Here is a 22,882-nt window from a genome sequence, read left to right as displayed (position 1 = left end):
TATCGGTCTTAACTTTTTTGCCATTCAGTAAAGCAAGAGGATGAACTTTTTTGCTGTTTTATTTGCTTGAATTTTTAATGCCTGATCAAAAGTAGCGATCGCCTCTTCATAGCGGTGTAGTTTTCCAAGTATAGCGCCTAAGTTATGTAAAACATCAACATTAGCAGTTAAATTTTGGGAACTGAGAGCAGCAAGGGTTAAGACAGCTGTTTTAGAAATACGCATATTTGGCTTATTTATCTATATATATTAGTTTTTATCATTTTCTTTGTGGGTTTAATACCCCACCGTCAACTGGAGTGTTCAAAATTACTTGGGGTGAGAATCCCCATGTAATTTTCCTCCTGTCTCCTGTCTCCTGTCTCCTGTCTCCTTCTTCAATGGAATTAGTTTTTATTGGAACAGATTCTATTTAAGTACAGGTGCAGTTTTTTATTTCTGTGGAGGAAAAAAATTGACTACCTGAGTTAACCATATAGTCTATTTGCCTATTACAAAAGTTTATTGTACTAACCCGGAAATTTATTTATCCAGAATTCAGTACATAAAATCAGTTAAGTTTATTCATCAAAATTACTTCAAGTAATCAAATTTCAACTGGTAAGCTACTACGCAGTTAAATTTAATAAACTGTATTGCTTTGATCGCAGAAGTAAAAAGGAAAAATACGCTTAGTTATCTAGGAGAGAAGAAAAAAAGTTAATGATTGATATTCCGTTGTTTCTCCTATTCCATTTAAGTACAGGTGCAGTGTTTTATTCCTGTAGAGGAGAAAAATTGACTACCTGAGTTAACCATAGAGTTTACTTGCCTATTACAAAAGTTTATTGTACTAACCCGGAAATTTATTTATCCAGAATTCAGTACATAAAATCAGTTAAGTTTATTCATCAAAATTACTTCAAGTAATCAAACTTCAACTGGTAAGTAGGTAGGTCTAATTAAACGTCAAAAAAATTGTCGGGGCAGGTTTAACTGAAAGCTTTGACTTCAGCGCTATAGAGTTCTAAAAACTCGCCTTCTAATATTGGGTTGATTTATGCTTATCTACTTAAGATCCTACAGAGTTAAACTTAATCAAAAGTATTGCTTTTATAGCAGAATTAAAAAGGAAAAAGGTATTTAGTTATCTAAGAGAAAAGGAAAAAGGTGAATTATTCATATTCTGTTGTTTCTCCTACGGAGTTACACAAAAAGATATTCCATAACTCAAAAGTAGTAAGCACCTACACAAAATTAATTACATATTCTTGACAATTTTTATCCAGAACTTTTTTGAGATAGTTAAGAAAGCTTGGAGAGTTTTCGAGTTTCATCAACTTTAATCCACTAATACTTAATAAATTTCCAAAGAATTTCGATTAAGTTGTGCTTGGGTGAGTAAGTTTGACACCAAAATATCTCTAATTTTTTTTCTTTCCATTCTGATAATTTTTCGCTCATTTTATCCCTCGTATAGATGAAAGCTCTATCCATAACTACAGAGCAAGAGTTTAGCTAAATATTGACTAAACTTATTTCAAAAATTTATGACAATTTTACTGTCAATTACTCCCTGATGTATTTCGTAATTTAGTTAATTTTTACATCATATATAGAGCTGCTATCTCTCACTTGAGGAAATTTACTTTGGAAACTTATTCTTTCTAATACCAAATTCACGCAAAGGCAGTTACATCTTAATTTGTGATTTCTTCTTAAAAGAAAAAATTATAAATTCCATAAATTCTAAAATTTCCATCTTTTTTCCTCTTTAATATTTATGTTTTTCTTTCTCTGTTCCCAGCTCCGGTGTTCCCTGTTCCCTGTGTCCTCACGCTTTGCAATATTTTATGAAATTGGTATAAAAGTTTTTTCGTCAAGGATATATTTTGATGACAAAAATAGGAAGTTAATTTTCTGTTCCTGCTTAATGACAGTTGCTATATTTTTAAGTTTACGTTTCCACTTATCAGCAAGAACAGGAATAATTAAAATAACTTAGTCACACTCCAATTTGCCCTAACTCAAAATATTTCATGGCAATTGAAAAAAGTTGACTCTAAATTGTGATAATTTATAATTCAGGAATAATCATAAGTACTCATGCCAAATTATTTGTATATAATTTCATCTCTAAGTCTGACAGAGTGAGAAGTTAATGCATAATTAATTATGCTTAAATACTTAATTTAGGAATTATACAAATCTGGAAAAAGAATGTGACGAATAATGAGGGCAATTAAAAGAAACCTGCAGGAGATGTTCCTTGGGCTAAAAAGATAAAGTCCCACCTAATAAATGGTATCAAAGCTATTTATTTTTACTCCTGACTCAGTCCTCCTGACTCCTAAGAAATAACCTAGTTATTTATAGCAAATATTTATTACGCTTTGTCAGAGAATTCACGGCCTCATAAAAATAATTTGAAATGTTTCTTCTCGGTTTTTTATCTATTAGTAACTATTTGAATTTATTAGTGACAAATATCAAGCTTTATTTTGAGTTTAACAGACATCAACATCAGGTTATTCAATCACTTTTATTATTTATAATTTCTTTAATCAAATTGGTATAATACAGTACGATCGTGAATACAGTTTCAAAGAGCCATCTTGGACAAAAAAATCAGGTATAAAACCTCCCCCTTTAAGGAGATAAAAAAGAAAATTTTGCATTTTATCGCCTCCCTATTGCCCGAGGTACTGATAATTGATAACTGAATTGACACTAAGAAATAAAGAACATCAAAAAATTATAAATATCTTTTATCAACCAAACTTAGTATTACTTCAAAATTAATATTAGATTAAATGCTCATCAATCATTGTCCTCAAGTTACCGTTTGTTTACCTACTTATAACTCTGGAGAATTTCTAACTCAAGCAATAGATAGTGTCCTTCAACAGACATTTACAGATTTTGAGTTAATTATTTCTGATGATTGTTCCAACGATAATACTCCAGAAATTATTAAAAATTATCTGCAGAAAGATAACAGAATTAGATACTTGAGAAATTCAAAAAATTTAGGACTGTTTACTAATTGGAATCAGTGTTTAGAAAGTGCTAATGGTGAGTATATTACTATCTTTGCTCAGGATGATGTGATGTTGCCAAAAAATTTAGAGCAAAAGGTAAAAATTTTGGATAAATACCAAAATATAGGTTTAGTTACTTCATCTGTTATGGTGGTTGACGCTAATAATAATCATCTCAATTGGAATTGGGCAAATTATCCTGAGGATAAGTTAGTAAATGGCAAGGAATGGGCGAGGAATATTTTGGGAGAAGCTAATCCTATTTGTTGCCCGTTTGTATTAATGAGAAGACAAGTTTTAGAGAAAGTAGGCGGGAAATTTAATGAGAATTATGCTTATGCTGCGGATTTAGAATTATGGTTGAGAATTGGTTTGGTTGCTGACTTATATTTTGTCAAAGAAATATTGGGATATTATCGATGGCATGAAGGAAATAAAACTCATAGTTTTGATGATTTTTATCAGGTAAAAGAACATTTACAAATTTGTAGTGATTTAATTGATAGTTTAAATTTATCAGACCCAGAATTAAATTATTGGGAAAGTGAAGTGTTATCTCGAACTGTTAAATGGGTGAGTTTTTATCAAATTTATCGTCATCTGGAAAAGGGAAATTTTGATGAAGCATTCAAGTTATCCGAGTTGCTGGAAAATTGGCGGGGTAAGTCAGTAAAATTAAGTATTTCTGTGCAAGAGTTAGGCACTAGAATACAAAAAATTTTACAAGTAAATTCTCGCCTCAAGTTTGAAGTGGATGAATATAGGGACTGGGTTAAAAATCTTGAGAATAAAAATTCGGTTTTAGAAATGAAAATTAATCAGTTAAATGATGAAAAAAAATGGCTAGAATCTCAGATTAAAGCTTGGATACAAACTGCACAAAAATATTATCAAGAAAATAGGAAATAGCAGAGCGGGGGAGTGGGGGAGTGGGGGAGTGGGGCAGCAGGGGAGTGGGTAGGGACGTTGCATGCAACGTCCGTACAGGGAGTAGTAAATATAATAATAATTAATACGCTTCTAGGGTGCTAATTATCAAAAAGGTGATTATATTTGTGTCAATTACTTAATATATTGAAGTGCTATTTAAGTTAAGTATTGTCGAAGGAAAGGTTATTTCTTAGGAGTCAGGAGTCAGGAGTCAGAATGAATAGTTTTAATGCCATTTATTAGGCCATAATTTATCTTTTTAGTTCAAGGGACATCTTCTGCACCTGTCTTTTAATCATGCTTATTATTCGTAATATTCTTTTTTCACCCATGGTATTAGGACATATCAAAAGCTTAAAATTCAGAAAAAGCAGTATTTTTCCCTCTTCCTTCTTTCCTCTTACTTCTTCAGCTTAAAATTCAGAAAAAGCAATATTTTTCCCTCTTCCTTCTTACTTCTTCAGCTTAAAATTCAGAAAAAGCAGTATTTTTCCCTCTTCCTTCTTCTTTCTTCCTTCTTCAGCTTAAAATTCAGAAAAAGCAGTATTTTTCCCTCTTCCTTCTTCCCTCTTTCTTCTTCCCTCTTCCTTCTTACTTCTTCAGCTTAAAATTCAGAAAAAGCAGTATTTTTCCCTCTTCCTTCTTCTTTCTTCCTTCTTCAGCTTAAAATTTAGAAAAAGCAGTATTTTTCCCTCTTCCTTCTTCCCTCTTACTTCTTCAGCTTAAAATTCAGAAAAAGCAATATTTTTCCCTCTTCCTTCTTCCCTCTTCCCTCTTCCTTCTTCAGCATTCAATAAAACGACTATAAGCGACACTTGCTTCATCTATTTTTCCTTGCTTTGCTAAAGCATCTCCTAAATTTTTATGAAATAAAGGTGAGGTGGGATTGAGATTTATTGCTTGCTCAAAAACATAGATTGCCTCTTCTAATTCCCCCACTTTTGTTAAAGCTTCTCCTAAATAGTTGTAAGCTAAATCTAACTTGGGATTAATTTCAATAGTACGACGGTAAGAGGCGATCGCTTCTGACCATCTTTCTTTTTTTGCCAAAACTATTCCTAAATTTAGATAAATCTCTGGATTATTTTTCTCTATTTCTAAGGCAAGTTGATATTCATAAATTGCTTGCTGAATATCGCCTTGCTCTGTCAATATTTTGCCTAAATTAAAATGAATTTCTGGATTTTCTGGTTCAGTTATTAGGGCAATTTGATAAAAAATAATTGCAGAGCTTAATTTATTTTTTCTAAATAAGATATTAGCTAAACGACAACATATTTCTGGATGATAGGGTTGAGTTTCTAAGATTTTATGGTAGTTGCTTTCATTCTGAGGATCGTAATCTATTGCTTGACGATAATGACTCAATGCTGCTGTTAAATTATCCTGATAACGCTGCCGAAAAATATCCCCTAAATTTTCATACACTTCTGTTAAATTTGGTTGTAATTTTATAGCTTTTTGGTAACTGAAGATCGCCTCATCCCACTGCTTTTGTCGAGAGTATAAATTACCAATCATTTTGTATAATTCAGCTAAGTTTGGCTGAATTTTTAATGCCTTAAAATACCAATTAATTGCAGCTTTTAAATTACCTTGAATTTCTAAAGCATTTCCCACAGTCTGATAAGCTGGAATAAAGTCTGGTTTTACCTCTATAATTTGATGACACAGAGCGATCGCTCTATCCATTTTACCTTGGGCCAAATATTCTCTGGCTTTTTGGTGTTTTTCTACTACATTCACAGTTAAGTATAGATTTTTTCATACTTGACTATATTAAGCTAAAGTATGTTGCAAATTCAAAGATTATTTATCAAACAAATCTCGGACAATCTTTTGTACTATGTTGGTTTTTGTGAGATACCTAGTTAATAATATATGTAAGCATTTCCTGTGGAATGCTGCGCAAACAGCTATTAGCGGTCAGTTCATCCTACGGAATGCTACGCAAACAGCTTTTTAATGAATGAAGCAAACATTAGTTTAACTTCTACTACATTTTCAACTCTATAAAGCTGATAGTTGACTGCTGAATGCTTGGCAATATATTTTGGATAACATATCTAGTTAAGACTTTTGGTAGTAATTTGATCGAGATTTAGATATATACTAATTTCATTTGAGTTGCGTAAAAAACATGGTCGCTTTTAGGCAAAAAGTCAAAGGCAAGAGGCAACAAGTAAGAAGGTTTTCTGGACTTTTTAATGTTAGTAAATAACCAATTATTGTTTGACATCACATCCCGTTAATTCGGTATAAAAAAATGTTTCATCTTCAGGTAGAGCAAAAATATTTCTAAATTCTTTTTCCTCCTGACTCCTGATTCCTAATTAACTATCTAGTTATACCAATACCACCAGATTTAATATTACATTTCAAATGAAAACGCTATATCTAGAGAATATAAACTCAAAAAATTGGCTGAATTTTACCTCTGCTCTACTGCTTTAGCTAAGAAATAGTTCTCTTCTTGGTTAAAGATTGATTTTATTAGTGGTAGAGCGACATATTTATTTTTTTCTGAACTGAAATTATCTAAGTATTAGTAGTCATGAAATTAGATTTAAAGAACCTTTGCTTTCAAAACCAAATTTTTCCTAGAGGCATTATTCATGTAGGTGCTTATGAGGGTAAAGATATTAAAACTTATCAAGGGTTAAATATTTCAAAAATTCTTTTCATTGAAGCTAACCCCACAGTATTTGAAAGGCTAAAAACAAATATTGCCGAAGTATCTATTGATGTGCAAGCTGTTAACTATGCTATTAGTAATCAAAATGGAAAAGTAAAATTATATGTTAACTCCATGGGACAGAGTAGTTCCATTTTGCCTTTGAAATTTTATCGAAATATTTATCCAAATATTAAAGAAACACATCAACTAACTGTTGAGTCAAAAACTCTTGATACTTTGCTATCAGAATTAGGACTAACACCAGCAGATTTTAATATTCTCAATCTAGATATTCAAGGGGCAGAACTTTTGGCATTACAAGGTGCAACTAATCTACTTAAATATATAGATGCAGTTTACACAAAAATCAATTATGAAGAACTCTATGAAGGTTGTGCTTTGGCAGAAAAAATTGATGAGTTTTTAGCACAGACTGGTTTTGGTAAAATAGCAGTTGCCACGCCTTTTCATCCTTCTTGGGGAGATGCTTTTTATGTGAGAAAACAAGTAATTAGTATGTCTACTCTTGGCAAAAATGGTGGATTAGGTAATCAAATTTTTCAGTATGGTTTCTTGAAAATATATGCTCAAGAAAATTGCTTATCAGTAGAGACTCCAAAATGGATAGGGCAAGAATTATTTGGGCATAAAGATCGAGAGATTTCTGAAGATTTACCTGAAGTTGGGGAGAATGATAATGAATTTATCCTCGGTAATACAGAAATTTTGAAAAATGTAGATATTCATGGAGAATTTTTATATCACACTCGCTATTATGTGCCCTTTAAAGAATATTTTTGTTCTTTGTTTCAACCTGCACTAGAGGTAGAGGAAAAAGTAAAACTTGCTTGGGAAAAATTACACTCTCGTGGCAAAACTATCATTGGTTTACATTTACAATCACATTCAGAGGAAAATAGTAATTTTGCTGTTGCTCCGAGTGAGTGGTATAAAATTTGGTTAGATGGTTTATGGGAAACTTTAGAGGAACCAGTTTTATTTATTGCCAGCGATAATATAGAAGAATTACCTCTGGCTTATTTTGCTGAATATCATCCTGTAACCGCTCAAGACTTGGGGATAGAAGTTAATCAAGAATATCTGAATTTTTTCTTATTGAGTAAGTGTGATTTTGTTGCTATTTCTAACACTCCCTTTGCTTTTGCTACTTGTCTATTAAATGAAGTCGGAAAATATTTCTTTCGACCTCATTTTTCCACTGCAAAACTTATACCTTTTGAACCTTGGAATAGTACGCCAGTTTTTCGAGATGTGGATATTTCAGAAATAGGGAATAGTGTTTCATTGGAGGTAAAATTTCAGGAAAATCAAGTCGAGTTAGCAAATATTCAGTCTCAGAAAGATGAACTTTCTCAGAAATTAATATCTACCCAATCTCAACTTCAACAAAATCGTGAAGAATTAGAAAATATCCAATCTCAAAGAGACCAAATATTAGAGGAGTTAGAAAAATCTCAGTCTCAACTTCAGCAAAACCAAGAAAAAACCAAAAATTCCGAAGCACAACTACAGCAAATTCAAACAGAATTAGAAAATACTAAATCTCAGCGAGACGAATTTTCCGCACAATTAGTATCTGCTCAGTCTCAACTTCAGCAAAATCAAGGAACTGCCAAAAATGCCGAAGCACAACTACAACAAATTCAAGGAGAGTTAGATAAATCTTCTTCAGAACTATATGATGTGCGAGAAGAATTAGAAATTACCCAATTCCAACTCGATGAAGTACAGGTAGAATTAGAACAATCTCAATCTAAATATTTCAAGTATCAAGAAGAATTGAATACCTGTAAATCTCAACTTCAAGAAACTCAAACAGAACTGGAAAAAACCAAACTAAAACTAGAAAATCAGGAAAAAATACCACCTAATCAAAATACAAAAAACTACGCAGCACATCTCAAAAATTTAGCGAAAATTCTAGCAGAAACAATTCCAGATTGATATATAGCAATTCCTAAGAGGCGTGAGGTCAAAAATTATTTTGCTGCGTGGGAGTAGGGAATAGGGAATAGAAAAGAAGAAAAACAACTGTACCTCAGTAACTTGAGAAAGGCTAGATTGTATAAATCTATAGCAATTATAAATGATGTGCAAGAAAACTAAAATAGATCGTAAAGTCTGAAAAATAACCATTTTAATCTAACTCCAAAATATGTTTTATATAACCTGAATAAGGCTTCTATATAGAGATTACATTTAGGCAATAACCTGTTGTTTTTAATCAAAAGATATCTTTGAAAAAGAAGTCAGAATACAGGAGTCAGAAGTTATAGTAAGCGCGATAAATGTTTGCTACATTTTTGCATTGGGCGGGAGTATGGCCGAATAGCCATTTGCCCGTACAAAAGTAGGGGAGAACTAAACATCAGAATAATTAACAATAAATGGCCTGCTAATTATCAAAAAAGTTATTCAGTTAGCATGTTAATTACTTAATAATTGAAGTGTCGTCTAAGTTAAGCATTCTTTTTTTCAAAATGGTATTATAGAATAATGAGATATTTAACCCAATTAGGTAAGGATAGAGTCAGGAAAAGTCAAAAAACATTCTTATTAATTCTTACTCCTGACTTATTACCTGGAAAAGGCAATAAAGTCAGCCTTCTAATATAGGGTATGGTGAAAAAAAGTAGGCGAGGAAAGGCAATAGTTTATTGAAGTTTAACAGTAGAAAAAATTTCACTGTTTCAGTTCAAAAAAATGTCTGAATTTTGACATACAGTTCGACTTATTTGTTTTTATTGCACTACATGAATATCTCAATAACCCTTAAAACTTTGATTAATTAAAATTTCAGACTTATTCAGCAAGTCCTAAATATTTATCTCTTTTTCTCCTTCCTTAAAAATTATGAAAACAGCATTAATTTCCGGAATTTCAGGTCAAGACGGTTCCTACTTAGCCAAACTATTACTAGAAAAAGGTTATAATGTTTGTGGCACTTCCCGAGATGCCCAAATGTCTACTTTTAACAACTTATATCGTTTAGATATTTGTGACAAAATAAAATTAGACTCTATGTCTTTAACTGACTTTAGAAGTGTCTTACAAATATTAACCAAATATCAACCAGATGAAGTTTATAATCTAGCAGGTCAAAGTTCAGTAGGTCTATCTTTTCAACAACCTGTAGAAACATTAGAAAGTATCGCTACTGGCACATTAAATTTATTAGAAGCAATTAGATTTACCGGAGCAAAAATTAAATTATATAATGCTAGCTCCAGCGAATGTTTTGGCGATACAGGCGGTCAACCTGCTACAGAAATCACTCCTTTTCGCCCAAGAAGTCCCTATGCTGTTGCTAAATCTACAGCCTTTTGGGAAGTGGCAAATTATCGAGAAGCTTACAATTTATTTGCTTGTTCTGGCATATTATTTAATCACGAATCTCCCCTCAGACCTCAACGTTTTGTAACTCAAAAAATTATTTCAGTTGTTTGTAAAATTGCTAATGGTAGTAATGAAAAATTACATTTAGGAAATATTTCAGTACAGAGAGATTGGGGTTGGGCACCCGAATATGTAGAAGCAATGTATTTGATGTTGCAGCAAGAAGAACCAGATGATTATGTAATCGCTACTGGAGAAAGTTATCCTTTACAAGATTTTGTCATAGAAGCTTTTGCTGCTGTAGGATTAAATTGGCAAAATTATGTAGAGGTAGATCGAAGTTTATATCGCCCTACTGATATTTCCGTAGGTAGAGCAAATCCAATTAAAGCTAAAGAAAAATTAGCATGGAAAGCACAGTATAAAATGCCAGATGTAGTGCGAATGATGGTTGAGGCAAGAATGGCTAATATTTAAGTTAAGTAGGGCAGCAAAAAATCACACAATCAGGTGTCTAAATATTGTGAATACTTAACAATTTGTAGATAGTTTGTTTAACTAGCTATCAGCATTTTCCGTACCGGAATGCTCCGCAAACAGCATTTCTGTACCGAAACGCTTTTTAATCTTTTTTTGTATGCCCATATTTTTATAAAAAGTCAAAATTTACAGAAATTATAGTTAGCAGTTACATCCTTAATAGAAAGAAATTTTCCTGAAGTATTAAATCTACTTCAGCAGGAATTATCTAGTTCCGAACACCAAGAATTTATCAATCAACTTAACGGTTAATTAGGATTTTTATTCGCAAGCTACTTTAGCGATCGCTTATGCAATAATCCTATATCAATTCCCATACATTAATACTTAACTTAGATAACACTTCAGTTATTAAGTAATTAAAAAGAGCAGAATAAATTTCTTTGCTAATTTTAGCCAAGTTAATGTTAATTATTCTGATGTTTGCTTCTCCCCCACTCCCCTACTCCCCCACTCCCCTACTAATGAAAATATAGACCTAAATTTTGCCAACATTTCTATTATGATAAATATGTAAGTTTACAAAACTTTATAAAATGAACCCCGTTATAGCAACACCACCAAATCAACTAGACCTGCATACTTGGACTTGGAAAAACCACCAAATCCAATATACAGTCATGGGAACTGGACAACCCCTAGTATTAATTCATGGTTTTGGTGCATCCATAGGTCATTGGCGTAACAATATCCCTACCCTCGCCGCTGGAGGCCATCAAGTATTTGCCCTCGACTTACTAGGATTTGGTGCATCTTCTAAGCCACCTATAGATTACTCATTAGAACTTTGGCAAGAACTACTATACGACTTTTGGAACCAACATATTCAAAAACCCACCGTCTTTATAGGCAACTCCATTGGTGGATTACTTAGCCTAATGATACTAGCAGACTACCCAGAAATTTGTACAGGTGGGATTCTAATTAACTGTGCAGGAGGCTTAAACCATCGACCTCAAGAATTAAATCCTCCCCTAAGATTCATAATGGGAATGTTCAGCAAATTAGTTAATTCCCCAGCTCTAGGACCATTTATTTTCAATCAAGTCCGTAAAAAATATCGTATTCGTGGCACCCTCAAACAAGTTTATAGTAATCAAGATGCCATTACAGATGAGTTAATCGAACTACTTCATCGTCCTTCCTGCGACCCTGGAGCGCAGAAAGTCTTTGCTTCAATTCTCACTGCACCTGCTGGACCCCATCCCTCAGAATTGTTACCAAAAATTCCAGCACCATTGTTAGTAATTTGGGGAGAAAACGATCCTTGGACACCAATTTCTGGTGGTAAAATTTATCAAGACTTAGCAGAGAAAGGTGCATCTATCCAATTTGTTCCCATACCCAACACAGGTCATTGTCCCCACGATGAAAGGCCAACAATAGTTAATTCTTTGATTTTAGATTGGTTATCTCAAAGGTGAAGCTCTTGATAGATAGTGCTTTCAAGATTTGTCAAAAAAAATTACTGAAATATAGTGACAAAACTAGCTTTCTAAGTTAGAATGTCTACCGTGTGAGGAGCGAATCAGCAAGAGCATCGAGACGAAACACGGTCAGTCGTCGATGCTCTTTCTCAAAAACTCTATTTACGTTAAGGCACAACTGTTGTGTCAATTACTTTTTAAGTTCATTTTAAGTGGTGTTGAGGATTATTAAAAGGTAGTCATTTTTAATGGCTACCTTTTTAAATTTATTTGATATATCTAGGACTTGCTGATTAACTCTAAAAGCCTTTATTTGTAAATGCTTTAGCCTTTTTTACGAAAAAAAATGCAAGTTTTTCGCTCCAAAAAGCTAAAAATACTCACATTTTCAGTAAACTCTAGACAGACAAATATCAGACAATTATTCCTTCTGACTTTTGACTTCTGAGTTCTGAGTTCTGAGTCCTACCCTCTACAAAAACATATTTTCAGTAGACCCTATCTAGTTGTTATTATTAGTTTCTAACTCTGTTGGCATCCAGTCATGAGTAACATATATATGACCTAACTCTTTACCCCCATAACTTCTTTTAGCAAACCGCCAACCAGGTTCAAGAATAATTTTAGTAAATCCGTCAGCTAAACCATAAGTTCTGCCGATCAGTAGTCGTGGTGCATTAGAATCATAACGAGAAATACCCATTAGTCGTATATCCCCCCCGCTCATTTGCAAAGAGAGAGCATATTCAAGGGCTAGATCGGTACCTGCCATTCGGATAGAATAACCATTACTGTCGGTTGCACGTCCACAAATACCCGTAAAGTCAAAATTTAGTAATAGAGGATCGACCAAGACCGGGCGATCGCCACTTTCACCCCAACATTGTCTAGCATCGGTTTTTTGTTCTAAAATTAGCAACTGTGGCCCAAAAGCACGAGGAACTGCAATTGCAATGTATCTAGACTGCTCGACTTCTTTTTGGTCAAAGAAATTTGCCCTAACTGGTACTGGACGAAGAGAAAAGAAAGTTAATACTCCTAAAGTTGTCAGTGCAGCTATAGACTGCTTAAAAAAAGTTTTCATGCCTCTTGTTTCACCTGATTTTATATAACTTGAGAATTAGATTTTGGGAAATTTTAGGACTTATTTTCGTACTTCTGTTAGAATTTGTCAAATCCCATATAGCCCAATTCTCTGAGTTAGAGACAATTTTGTATTTTTAATTACTTTCTGATACCAATTTTATGTGAGGCTGCATAGAATTAGTTGTTAGGTGGTAGGCGGTAGGTGTTAGGTATTAGGTATTGGGTGCCGCGGTGGCACATAATTATGAAATTTATTAACAAGTATTTCTTTAATGTACAGGCAACGCCTGATTAAAATATTGTTCTATGCAACTTTATATTAATTTGGTATGAGTATTTTAGAGCTAGATATTAAAATTTGTCTCAATGTCAAGTTATGATTGATTTAACAAATAAAAAATAAGATTATAGTATTGAATTTATAATTTTCGGTGGTTAACCATTAACCCATAAGTTAATCATATTTCCTATACATAAACAAATACTGCAATTAAATTTATTCTTGCTTTTGATTACCTATTTGTTTTCTATATTTTTAGAGTTATTTACGTTCTGAATACTTATATTTATATAGTGTTTTCAAATTAAATGTAAATATAGATTTAGTTTTTTTTAGAAAAAAGTGCTGTTTATAGTACCTAATGCTCTGGTGTTTGCTACTATATTAATGCTGTTTTTCTTCCTTTACTCTTCCCTATTTTCTCCATACATATTCCCTTTTCATAGCACTTGGTTTCCACATCCCAGATAAAAACGCTATAACAAAAATTATATTAGCTATCTCTGCTTGAACACAAACACAGAGCAATTTGCTTCAGCAACAACCTCACTACTAATAGACCCCTGCAAAATCCGATTGATACCTTTTAATCCCCGACTACCAATTACAATTAAATCTGCATTATAAATATTAGATAAACGAACAATTTCTTCAGTTGGATCGCCGATCACAACCTCTACTTCAGTAGTACAAGGAAGTTTTTCTCGGTAAACTTGGAGTTGCTTTTCAAATTCCCCGACAGAAATATTTTTCCCTTCAGGTTCAGGTTGATCCGCTTCCCGATCCAAATCTGATTTTTCCGTAGCAACCACATGAGATAAAATCACTCTCGTTTTTGATGTTAAGTGAAATTCTGTCAATGCTTGAATTACTAAATCTAGATCTGAGTGTGAATTGCTGAGAGCTACAATAATTGTTTTGAAGGCCATAGACAAGAGTATTAGTAGAGATTAAGAAATAGGTAGTCCTGTACAGTAATGGTAAATGAAGTATCAAATGTTTAGTCTGCCGTTACCAAAATAATTATAATGCCCACCAGTATGAATAAATAGATAATTAAGGTTTCTACAAAGAAACCCAGTTAAAGTTTGAATAAATTTAGTAACAACTAATCTGTTCTATAAAAACTTAAACAAAATCTCACAAAGAGACATTTTGACTTTGACTGACCATATCTCTCCGGTACATCACTAGGCAGAATGCTACCATAATCAGCCCCATCTAGGTTAAACAGACTTTCTACCGTAGAAGCTAATAGCCAACTTGTGGGACATGAAGACTTACTTTTAAATCCCCATCTTTGAAAGTATTACAAACTTTATAGCTGTCGAAGGAAAGGGCGCGGACAGGTCAAAAGCTTAAAACTCAGACAACGCAATATTTTTCCTTCTTCCTTCTTCCTGCTTCCTTTTTCCTTGTGCTATACAATTGAGAGTTTTCTATATTATTAGTGGTATGTTCTCCCGCGATCTTAAAGATTCTAACGGGAGTCCTCTTGCATTACTTATAAATTTTTACCATCATTTTCCTGATTAATTTTTTCTTTTTTCACCCATTCTTGTTGCTCTTGCTCCTGAGTTTTCGTCCTCACTCTTACCGAGTTAGCATGAGAGGGCAACCCCTCAGCCGTGGCCAATATATCAATATTTGTGGCAACCTTATGCAAAGCAGCAGAAGAATATTGAACCAAACTAGAATGCTTCATAAATGTTTCTACTCCCAATGCTGAAGCATAACGAGCAGCACCAGAAGTCGGCAAAGTATGATTTGGCCCTGCCAAATAATCTCCCACAGCTTCTGGAGTAGAATAACCAAGGAAAATAGCACCAGCATGACGAATATTTTCCACTAAAGCCCAAGGATCTGCAACTTCCAACTCCAAGTGTTCTGGAGCAAATAGATTAGAAAGTTCAGCAGCAGCTTTGAGAGACTCAACAACAACAACTAAACCGTAATGGGCGATCGCCTTTTCTGTCATTGTGCGACGTGGATGATCCTGAAGTTGTCGCTCTACCTCTGTTACCACCTGACGTGCTATTGCTGAATCTGTAGTTAACAAGATAGCTGAAGCCAATGAATCATGTTCTGCTTGAGCCAACATATCTGCGGCTAAATGAACTGGGTTAGCTTCAGAATCAGCAATAATCATCACCTCTGAAGGTCCGGCCAGAGAATCAATACCCACCGTACCATAGACAATCTTCTTTGCCAAAGTTACATAGATATTACCCGGCCCAGAGATGACATCCACTTTTGGTATAGTTTTTGTACCATAAGCTAGAGCTGCTATTGCTTGTGCTCCTCCAATCCGATAAATTTCTTGAATGCCTGCCTCCTGGGCAGCTACAAGTACAGCGGGATGAATTTTGTTATCTTGACCAGGTGGTGTTACCATCACAATCTTCGGGACTTTGGCCACTTGAGCTGGTATAGCATTCATCAGAACTGTACTCGGATAAGCAGCTTTACCGCCAGGAACATATAAACCAGCTCGATCTACTGGTGTGTAGCGTTTGCCCAAAACCACCTCATCATCACCGAACTGAACCCAAGATTTAGGAACTCGCTGTCGGTGAAAAGCTTCTATCTGTTTAGCAGCAAAACGAATAGAATTTAATAAGTCCTTATTTACTTGTTGATAGGCCGCATCTAATTCTGAACCAGTTACTTTTAACTCTTCTGGAGTCAAGGTAATATGGTCAAACTCAGAAGTATAGTGTAATAGAGCCTCATCACCTTTTTCTTTAACGGAGCGCAAGATTTCTCGCACCGTTGTTTCTTTATGAATAGCCGTATCATCATGGGTACGTTCTGTGATACGTTTTAATTCAGCTTGTGCCTCAAGCCAGTTAGTAATTATTCGCAGCATGGAGATTAGGAATGCCAACTAATAAAGTTCGTTAGTAGAGGGTACTTTCAGAACTCAGAGAGTTGGAGCAACATTAAAACTATGCAGAATGCTCAACACTTGACAATCAAGAAAGAAAAATTCTTATTGGTCGCCAATTGTCTCTTAGCTTCACCCTGATTTAATTTAGGGATAAAAGTAAAACCATTCTCGTAAGTTTCCGAATCACCCATTACTCTTTGTTATAGCGTGAAGTAACAACACTGGCATATTTAATACTGTACTCAGTTTTCTGCATCATCTGTCAATATCTCCAAAAGCTTAACTTTAGCAGAAGGAATAAGGAAGAAGTGAAGAAGAAAGAAGGAAGAAGAAAGAAGGAAAAATCTGGCGTTATCTGAGTTTTAAGCTTTCGATCTGTCCCCGTCCTTTGCCTCGACTCCTATACCAAACCTTCAATTGCAATATTTTTCAACAAGTATTAGTATTTTCTGATAATTAATGCTATATTTATATATCTGGTACTTTATATTTTTATATATTTTGGCTGCTGGGCTAGCAGTGTAAGTCTGTGGAGTGACCGTAAGGCCGGAAAGAGGTAAAAGCCTTGGAGGTAGGTGCTATGAAGCAGAAACCTAAGTCGTGAGTCTTAGGAATTCCGCAGTGTCTCTTAAGGGAACCGTCGGAATGAGATGAATTTCTACAATGTCTGGATCTTAAAGAAAAGTTAAATTATGGCCAATATTAAGTCTGCTATCAAGCGAATCCAGATTGCTGAACGCAATCGTTTACGCAACAAAAGCTACAAATCAGCAGTGAGAACCCTGATGAAAAAATACTTCACTGCTGTAGAAAACTACGCTGCTAATCCCACAGAGGAATTAAAGCAAGAAGTTAATCTGCGAATGTCAAAAGCTTACAGTAAAATTGATAAAGCTGTAAAATGTGGTGTTTTACACAAAAATAATGGTTCTCGCAAAAAGTCCAGGTTAGTTAGATATTATAAAAGGCATCTAAAGATCGACAGTAAACAGCAAGAGTCTTCAGAAACTAATGATTCTGTAGCTTCTTAAAAAAGATTGGATTACTTAGTCTTATTGCGGAGCTAGGTGCGTAGTTTTTCGCTCTGCAAAAAGGGCGGCGGGGCATCCCGTCCTTAGAGCTTCATGGAGTCCGATGCAATGGCAGGACTGCGAAGTGAGAAGCCCACACTATACCGAATGGTTAGTGTGGGAGTATGTCACAAGTCGGTATAGTTGCTAGAATTAGTAAGAACTTAAATTAATTACCCGACTTCATTTTTTCTTCAATAGCTGTCTTGAGTAAAAAAAGTTTAAAATAGTTAAAGCGATCCATTAACAATTTTGTATATTTTTGTGGCCAATATACCTATATCAACTGACAATATAGCACTACAAACTGACTAAGAGAATATTTATAATGTCAAGCCTCCTGATTGCAGAAGGTACTGATAAATGATAACTGGAAGACCTGGAGAGCCACAAATGCAGCTAATTGATACTCACGTTCATATTAACTTTGACGTATTCAATTCTGACCTGGAAGACATACGCCAACGTTGGCAACAAGCAGGAGTTGTCCACCTTGTCCACTCTTGTGTTGAACCACAGGAATTCAATGCTATTAAAGCAATAGCAGATCGTTTTCCAGAACTGTCTTATGCAGTTGGCCTACACCCTTTAGATGCTCATAAGTGGACATCTACGACGGCTACTCAAATTGAAGAGTTAGCTGCATCCGAGCCTCAAGTAGTGGCCATCGGTGAAACAGGGTTAGATTTTTACAAAGCAGATAATAAAGAACAACAAGAATTTGTTTTTAGACAACAGTTAACCATCGCTAAAAAACTCAACAAACCGTTAATTATCCATTGTCGTGATGCTGCTCACTCAATGGCCGAGATTATTGATGATTTCCAAAAAAATCAAGGACTTGTCAGAGGAGTAATGCATTGTTGGGGAGGCAATCCAGAAGAAACTAAAATATTTATAGACTTAGGATTTTATATTAGCTTTAGTGGAACTGTAACCTTTAAAAAGGCTACTCAAATTCAAGAATCAGCTAAGGTAGTAGATGACGATCGACTGTTAGTAGAAACGGATTGTCCATTCCTAGCACCAGTTCCAAAGCGGGGTAAACGAAACGAACCTGCTTATGTTAAATACGTTGCTGAGAAAGTAGCTGAACTTAGAGGTGTGACGCTAGAAAGTTTAGCATTACAAACTAGCGAAAATGCTTGTAGGCTATTTGGATTATCTATTGACACCAAAAATACCTAAAGGCTATTATATTTAGATTTCATCATTAAAAGTCAAACAAGTAAATTAATAGCTTGATATCTAATGGCCAAATATCATGTTGAAAGTAAGTTTGAGAGTAAATTGGAATATGTGCCACACAAATAGCATATGCTATTGAGTTGGGAGATAAGCCAAATAAAAAAGTTATTACATTATAATTCTCTGGCAACTGCACCAAATAATTATGATATCTTCCATGAACTTATAGTTTAACTTACTTTCATTGAAACTGTATTAATCTGTATTTTTTATTATTAATTACTAAAAATTAAGTTTCTGTATTAGGCTTTATGCTGTAAATGTATGATTATACTACTTAGGCATAAACTTCCTCACCCTAACTAAATTATCAAAATTATATTAGTTATAACTTTGTTGTTTACCTCAAAAATAGTAGCTAGTGAGTAAATTTAACACCATCTAAAATTTAAAATCAAGCTCAATAAAAATTATCAAATTTTACTTATGTATATAAAATGTCAAAATATTAGATTAACTAATTTACAAGTGTATTACATCTTCAAGTTTTAAATAAAATTTATGGGTAATTTTATCTCCCATAAAAAACTATAGATAAACAACCAGGATAATCAAGAATGATTCATCAAAAATTAAATATCAATACCCAAAGCAACCTGCCGATTTTCAATATGCCCGATCTGATTGAAATTCAGAGGGCAAGCTTTCGATGGTTTCTAGAGTATGGCCTAATAGAAGAACTAGAAAGCTATTCTCCAATTACAGATTATACAGGTAAACTAGAACTTCATTTTATTGCAAAAAACTACAAACTAAAACAACCCAAATATGTTGTAGAAGAAGCAAAACGAAGAGACAGCACCTACGCAGTGCAAATGTATGTTCCTACCCGCTTAATCAACAAAGAAACTGGAGAAATTAAAGAACAAGAAGTATTTATTGGCGATCTCCCACTCATGACAGACAGAGGCACATTTATCATCAATGGAGCTGAAAGGGTAATCGTTAATCAGATAGTTCGTTCTCCTGGAGTTTATTACAAATCAGAAACAGATAAAAGTGGACGACGCACATATAATGCCAGTTTAATTCCTAACCGAGGTGCATGGCTAAAGTTTGAAACAGATAAAAATGACCTAGTTTGGGTCAGAATAGATAAAACCCGCAAACTTTCAGCTCAAGTATTACTAAAAGCTCTAGGATTAGGGGACAGTGAAATTTTTGACTCCTTGAGACATCCTGATTATTTCCAAAAAACAATCGAAAAAGAAGGACAATTTGGAGAAGAAGAGGCACTATTAGAACTGTATCGGAAATTACGCCCTGGAGAACCACCAACAATTGCAGGTGGGGAACAACTACTCCACAGTCGATTCTTTGACCAAAAAAGGTATGACTTAGGAAAAGTAGGAAGATATAAGCTCAATAAAAAGCTCAGGTTAAACTTACCAGACACAGTACGAGTATTAACCAAAGAAGACATATTAGCCGTAGTTGACTATCTAATTAATTTAGAATATGACATTGGTCAAACAGATGATATTGACCATTTAGGAAACCGACGGGTGAGAAGTGTAGGAGAACTCCTACAAAACCAAGTAAGAGTAGGTTTAAACCGTTTAGAACGAATTATCCGAGAGCGGATGACCGTATCCGAGGCAGACTCATTAACACCAGCATCACTGGTTAACCCGAAACCATTGGTAGCAGCTATCAAAGAATTCTTCGGCTCCTCTCAGTTGTCCCAATTTATGGACCAAACAAACCCATTGGCAGAGCTGACTCACAAACGACGAATATCAGCTTTAGGACCAGGAGGACTAACTAGAGAAAGAGCAGGATTTGCTGTACGAGATATCCATCCTTCTCATTATGGACGAATTTGTCCAATTGAGACACCAGAAGGTCCAAATGCTGGCTTAATTGGTTCCCTCGCAAATCATGCTAAAGTCAATGGCTACGGATTCATCGAAACACCATATTATCCTGTAGAAAATGGTCGAGTGCTGCGCGAGGGCAAACCAATATACATGACTGCAGACGCAGAAGATGATTCCCGGGTAGCACCAGGGGACATTATGACCGATGCAGAAGGTAATATTTTGGGGGATGTTGTACCAGTACGTTATCGACAAGACTTTACTACTACCACTCCCCAACAAGTAGACTATGTAGCAGTTTCCCCAGTACAAGTAGTTTCAGTTGCTACGTCATTAATTCCATTTTTGGAACATGATGATGCTAACCGAGCATTGATGGGTTCCAATATGCAACGACAAGCAGTTCCATTGTTGCGTCCAGAAAGACCTTTAGTTGGAACAGGTTTAGAAGCTCAAGCTGCTAGGGACTCTGGTATGGTAGTTATTACCCGCACAGATGGAGAAGTTAGCTTTATAGACTCAACTAAAATATCTGTGGTCGATCCAGAAGGTAATGAAATAGATTACCCATTGTGTAAATATCAAAGGTCTAACCAAGATACTTGCTTAAATCAAAGACCTTTGGTGTATGAGGGAGACCAAGTAGTAGCTGGTCAAGTATTAGCTGATGGCTCCTCCACTGAAGGTGCTGAGTTGGCTTTAGGGCAGAATATTTTGGTGGCTTATATGCCTTGGGAAGGTTATAACTACGAAGATGCAATTCTGATTAGTCAACGTTTAGTATATGACGATGTTTATACATCTATTCATATTGAAAAGTTTGAGATTGAGGCCCGACAGACAAAGTTAGGACCGGAAGAAATTACCAGGGAAATTCCTAATGTAGGGGAAGATGGTCTACGGAACTTGGATGAACAGGGAATTATCCGGGTTGGTGCCTGGGTAACATCTGGAGATATTCTTGTAGGTAAAGTAACGCCCAAGGGAGAGTCTGACCAACCACCTGAAGAAAAGTTGTTGCGGGCAATTTTTGGAGAAAAAGCACGGGATGTACGAGATAATTCTCTACGAGTACCGAATGGTGAAAAAGGTCGTATTGTTGATGTGCGAGTATTTACCAGGGAAAAAGGAGATGAATTGCCTCCTGGAGCAAATATGGTGGTCAGGGTTTATGTGGCTCAAAAGCGGAAGATTCAGGTAGGAGATAAAGTAGCAGGGCGACATGGAAATAAGGGTATTGTTTCACGGATTTTACCTATTGAAGATATGCCTTATTTGCCCGATGGTACTCCATTAGATGTAGTGTTAAATCCATTGGGTGTACCTTCGAGGATGAATGTGGGGCAGATTTTTGAGTGCTTGCTAGGATGGGCAGGTGAGGTTTTGAATGTGCGATTTAAGTGTGTACCATTTGATGAGATGCACGGTCGTGAAAAATCAAGGGAAACGGTACATCGAATGTTGGAATTGGCCAGGGAACGTTCTGGTAAAGATTGGGTATTTAATGAAAGTCATGCCGGGAAAATTCCTGTTTATGATGGACGAACTGGAGAAAAGTTTGACCGTCCGGTGACTGTGGGAATTGCTTATATGTTGAAACTGGTTCACTTAGTTGATGATAAGATTCATGCTCGTTCCACAGGACCTTATTCTCTAGTGACTCAACAGCCTTTGGGTGGTAAGGCACAACAAGGTGGTCAGCGTTTTGGAGAAATGGAAGTATGGGCCTTGGAAGCTTTTGGTGCTGCTTATACTTTGCAAGAGTTGCTGACTGTGAAATCTGATGATATGCAAGGTCGAAATGAGGCGTTGAATGCAATTGTTAAAGGAAAGGCAATTCCACGACCTGGTACTCCTGAATCTTTCAAGGTATTGATGCGAGAGTTACAGTCTCTATGTTTGGATATTGCAGCTCACAAAGTAGAAACTATGGATGATGGTACTACTCAGGATGTGGAAGTTGATTTGATGGCAGATATACCAGGAAAGCGATCGCCTTCTCGTCCAGTATATGAGTCATTGTCTCAAGAGGAAAACCCGCAGTAAGTAAATTAGGTAGTAGGTTTTAGGTGGTAGGTGGTAGGTTAATTAGATGATATTTCTTCTCATAACCTGACACCTACTGCAATTTACGGCATTACTGAGGGGCAGGGTGAATATAAGTGGGGTGGGCATCCTGCCTGCGGTGAAAATATAAGGAACGGGCAAGATGCCCCCAAACACAAAACTATTAAAATCATCCCGCATTTATGCAACGCCCAATTTACTAACTAACTTGTAAAAATTATACTGCCAAAAATGGGGTAAATACAGAAAGCGAAAACTTCTCTAAAGTTAATCAAACTTCCTCATAACTATAGCTATAAAACTAAAGTGAGTAAGTTTGTTCAGTTGTCTATCCATTGAGTCGTTATTACCTACAATTAAGGTATGAAGCTAGTTGAACGTCATGTTATTAGCAAATCACATTATTTATGGTCAGCTTGTGACCAGAAGGCTTTTTTGTCAAAAAATCTGTTCAATTTAGCCAATTACCA

Annotated in this window: 13 protein-coding genes; 7 read left to right on the top strand and 6 right to left on the bottom strand. The window is 35.1% G+C overall.

Translation table 11 applies throughout. From position 1 onward, the window contains the following. Window positions 1-24: 24 nt before the first annotated feature. Window positions 25-225: a tetratricopeptide repeat protein gene (locus F6K06_RS25135; RefSeq protein ID WP_124145952.1), complete on the bottom strand. Its 201-nt coding sequence runs from the start codon at window positions 223-225 to the stop codon at window positions 25-27. Between the two features lie 1,104 nt (window positions 226-1,329). Beyond that, window positions 1,330-1,476, bottom strand: coding sequence for a transposase (locus F6K06_RS34255; protein ID WP_353734885.1), 147 nt, complete (start codon window positions 1,474-1,476; stop codon window positions 1,330-1,332). Between the two features lie 1,316 nt (window positions 1,477-2,792). Between F6K06_RS34255 and F6K06_RS25130 the strand changes: the two genes are divergently transcribed. Beyond that, a complete protein-coding gene (locus tag F6K06_RS25130; protein ID WP_124155113.1) occupies window positions 2,793-3,929 on the top strand; it encodes a glycosyltransferase in 1,137 nt (378 codons plus the stop codon). A gap of 804 nt (window positions 3,930-4,733) precedes the next feature. On the opposite strand, the gene F6K06_RS25125 is transcribed toward F6K06_RS25130, so the two are convergent. Beyond that, window positions 4,734-5,696 carry a tetratricopeptide repeat protein gene (locus F6K06_RS25125; RefSeq protein ID WP_124142702.1) on the bottom strand — a complete coding sequence of 321 codons (963 nt, stop codon included), beginning with the start codon at window positions 5,694-5,696 and terminating at the stop codon, window positions 4,734-4,736. Between the two features lie 808 nt (window positions 5,697-6,504). Between F6K06_RS25125 and F6K06_RS25120 the strand changes: the two genes are divergently transcribed. The 3 genes from F6K06_RS25120 (at window position 6,505) to F6K06_RS25110 (ending at window position 11,948) form a co-directional block, all read left to right on the top strand. Beyond that, complete coding sequence (locus tag F6K06_RS25120; RefSeq protein WP_287243443.1) at window positions 6,505-8,592, top strand: FkbM family methyltransferase; 2,088 nt, start codon at window positions 6,505-6,507, stop codon at window positions 8,590-8,592. A gap of 909 nt (window positions 8,593-9,501) precedes the next feature. After that, window positions 9,502-10,461: a GDP-mannose 4,6-dehydratase gene (locus tag F6K06_RS25115; RefSeq protein ID WP_287243442.1), complete on the top strand. Its 960-nt coding sequence runs from the start codon at window positions 9,502-9,504 to the stop codon at window positions 10,459-10,461. 599 nt (window positions 10,462-11,060) lie between these two features. After that, a complete protein-coding gene (locus tag F6K06_RS25110; protein WP_124142698.1) occupies window positions 11,061-11,948 on the top strand; it encodes an alpha/beta fold hydrolase in 888 nt (295 codons plus the stop codon). 505 nt (window positions 11,949-12,453) lie between these two features. Here F6K06_RS25110 and F6K06_RS25105 read toward each other — a convergent pair. The 3 genes from F6K06_RS25105 to hisD form a co-directional block, all read right to left on the bottom strand. Beyond that, window positions 12,454-13,035, bottom strand: coding sequence for a DUF3747 domain-containing protein (locus F6K06_RS25105; RefSeq protein WP_124142697.1), 582 nt, complete (start codon window positions 13,033-13,035; stop codon window positions 12,454-12,456). A gap of 779 nt (window positions 13,036-13,814) precedes the next feature. Then, window positions 13,815-14,246 (bottom strand): universal stress protein, encoded by a 432-nt coding sequence (locus F6K06_RS25100; RefSeq protein WP_124142696.1) that lies wholly within the window; start codon window positions 14,244-14,246, stop codon window positions 13,815-13,817. Between the two features lie 575 nt (window positions 14,247-14,821). Next, window positions 14,822-16,186, bottom strand: a complete 1,365-nt coding sequence (gene hisD, locus F6K06_RS25095) for a histidinol dehydrogenase (RefSeq protein WP_124142705.1) — start codon at window positions 16,184-16,186, stop codon at window positions 14,822-14,824. Window positions 16,187-16,899: 713 nt separating this feature from the next. Here hisD and rpsT point away from each other — a divergent pair. The 3 genes from rpsT to rpoB all read left to right on the top strand — a co-directional run bounded on the left by rpsT (window position 16,900) and on the right by rpoB (window position 22,391). Further along, window positions 16,900-17,238, top strand: a complete 339-nt coding sequence (gene rpsT / locus F6K06_RS25090) for a 30S ribosomal protein S20 (RefSeq protein ID WP_124142695.1) — start codon at window positions 16,900-16,902, stop codon at window positions 17,236-17,238. 432 nt (window positions 17,239-17,670) lie between these two features. After that, complete coding sequence (locus F6K06_RS25085; protein WP_124142704.1) at window positions 17,671-18,465, top strand: TatD family hydrolase; 795 nt, start codon at window positions 17,671-17,673, stop codon at window positions 18,463-18,465. Window positions 18,466-19,082: 617 nt separating this feature from the next. Next, window positions 19,083-22,391 (top strand): DNA-directed RNA polymerase subunit beta, encoded by a 3,309-nt coding sequence (gene rpoB / locus F6K06_RS25080; RefSeq protein ID WP_287243440.1) that lies wholly within the window; start codon window positions 19,083-19,085, stop codon window positions 22,389-22,391. Window positions 22,392-22,882 lie beyond the last annotated feature (491 nt).

The sequence above is a fragment of the Okeania sp. SIO1H4 genome (assembly GCF_010672695.1).
GTDB lineage: Bacteria > Cyanobacteriota > Cyanobacteriia > Cyanobacteriales > Microcoleaceae > Okeania > Okeania hirsuta.
Note: the sequence above shows the minus strand (reverse complement) of the source record. Positions and strands in the feature narration are given on the sequence as shown.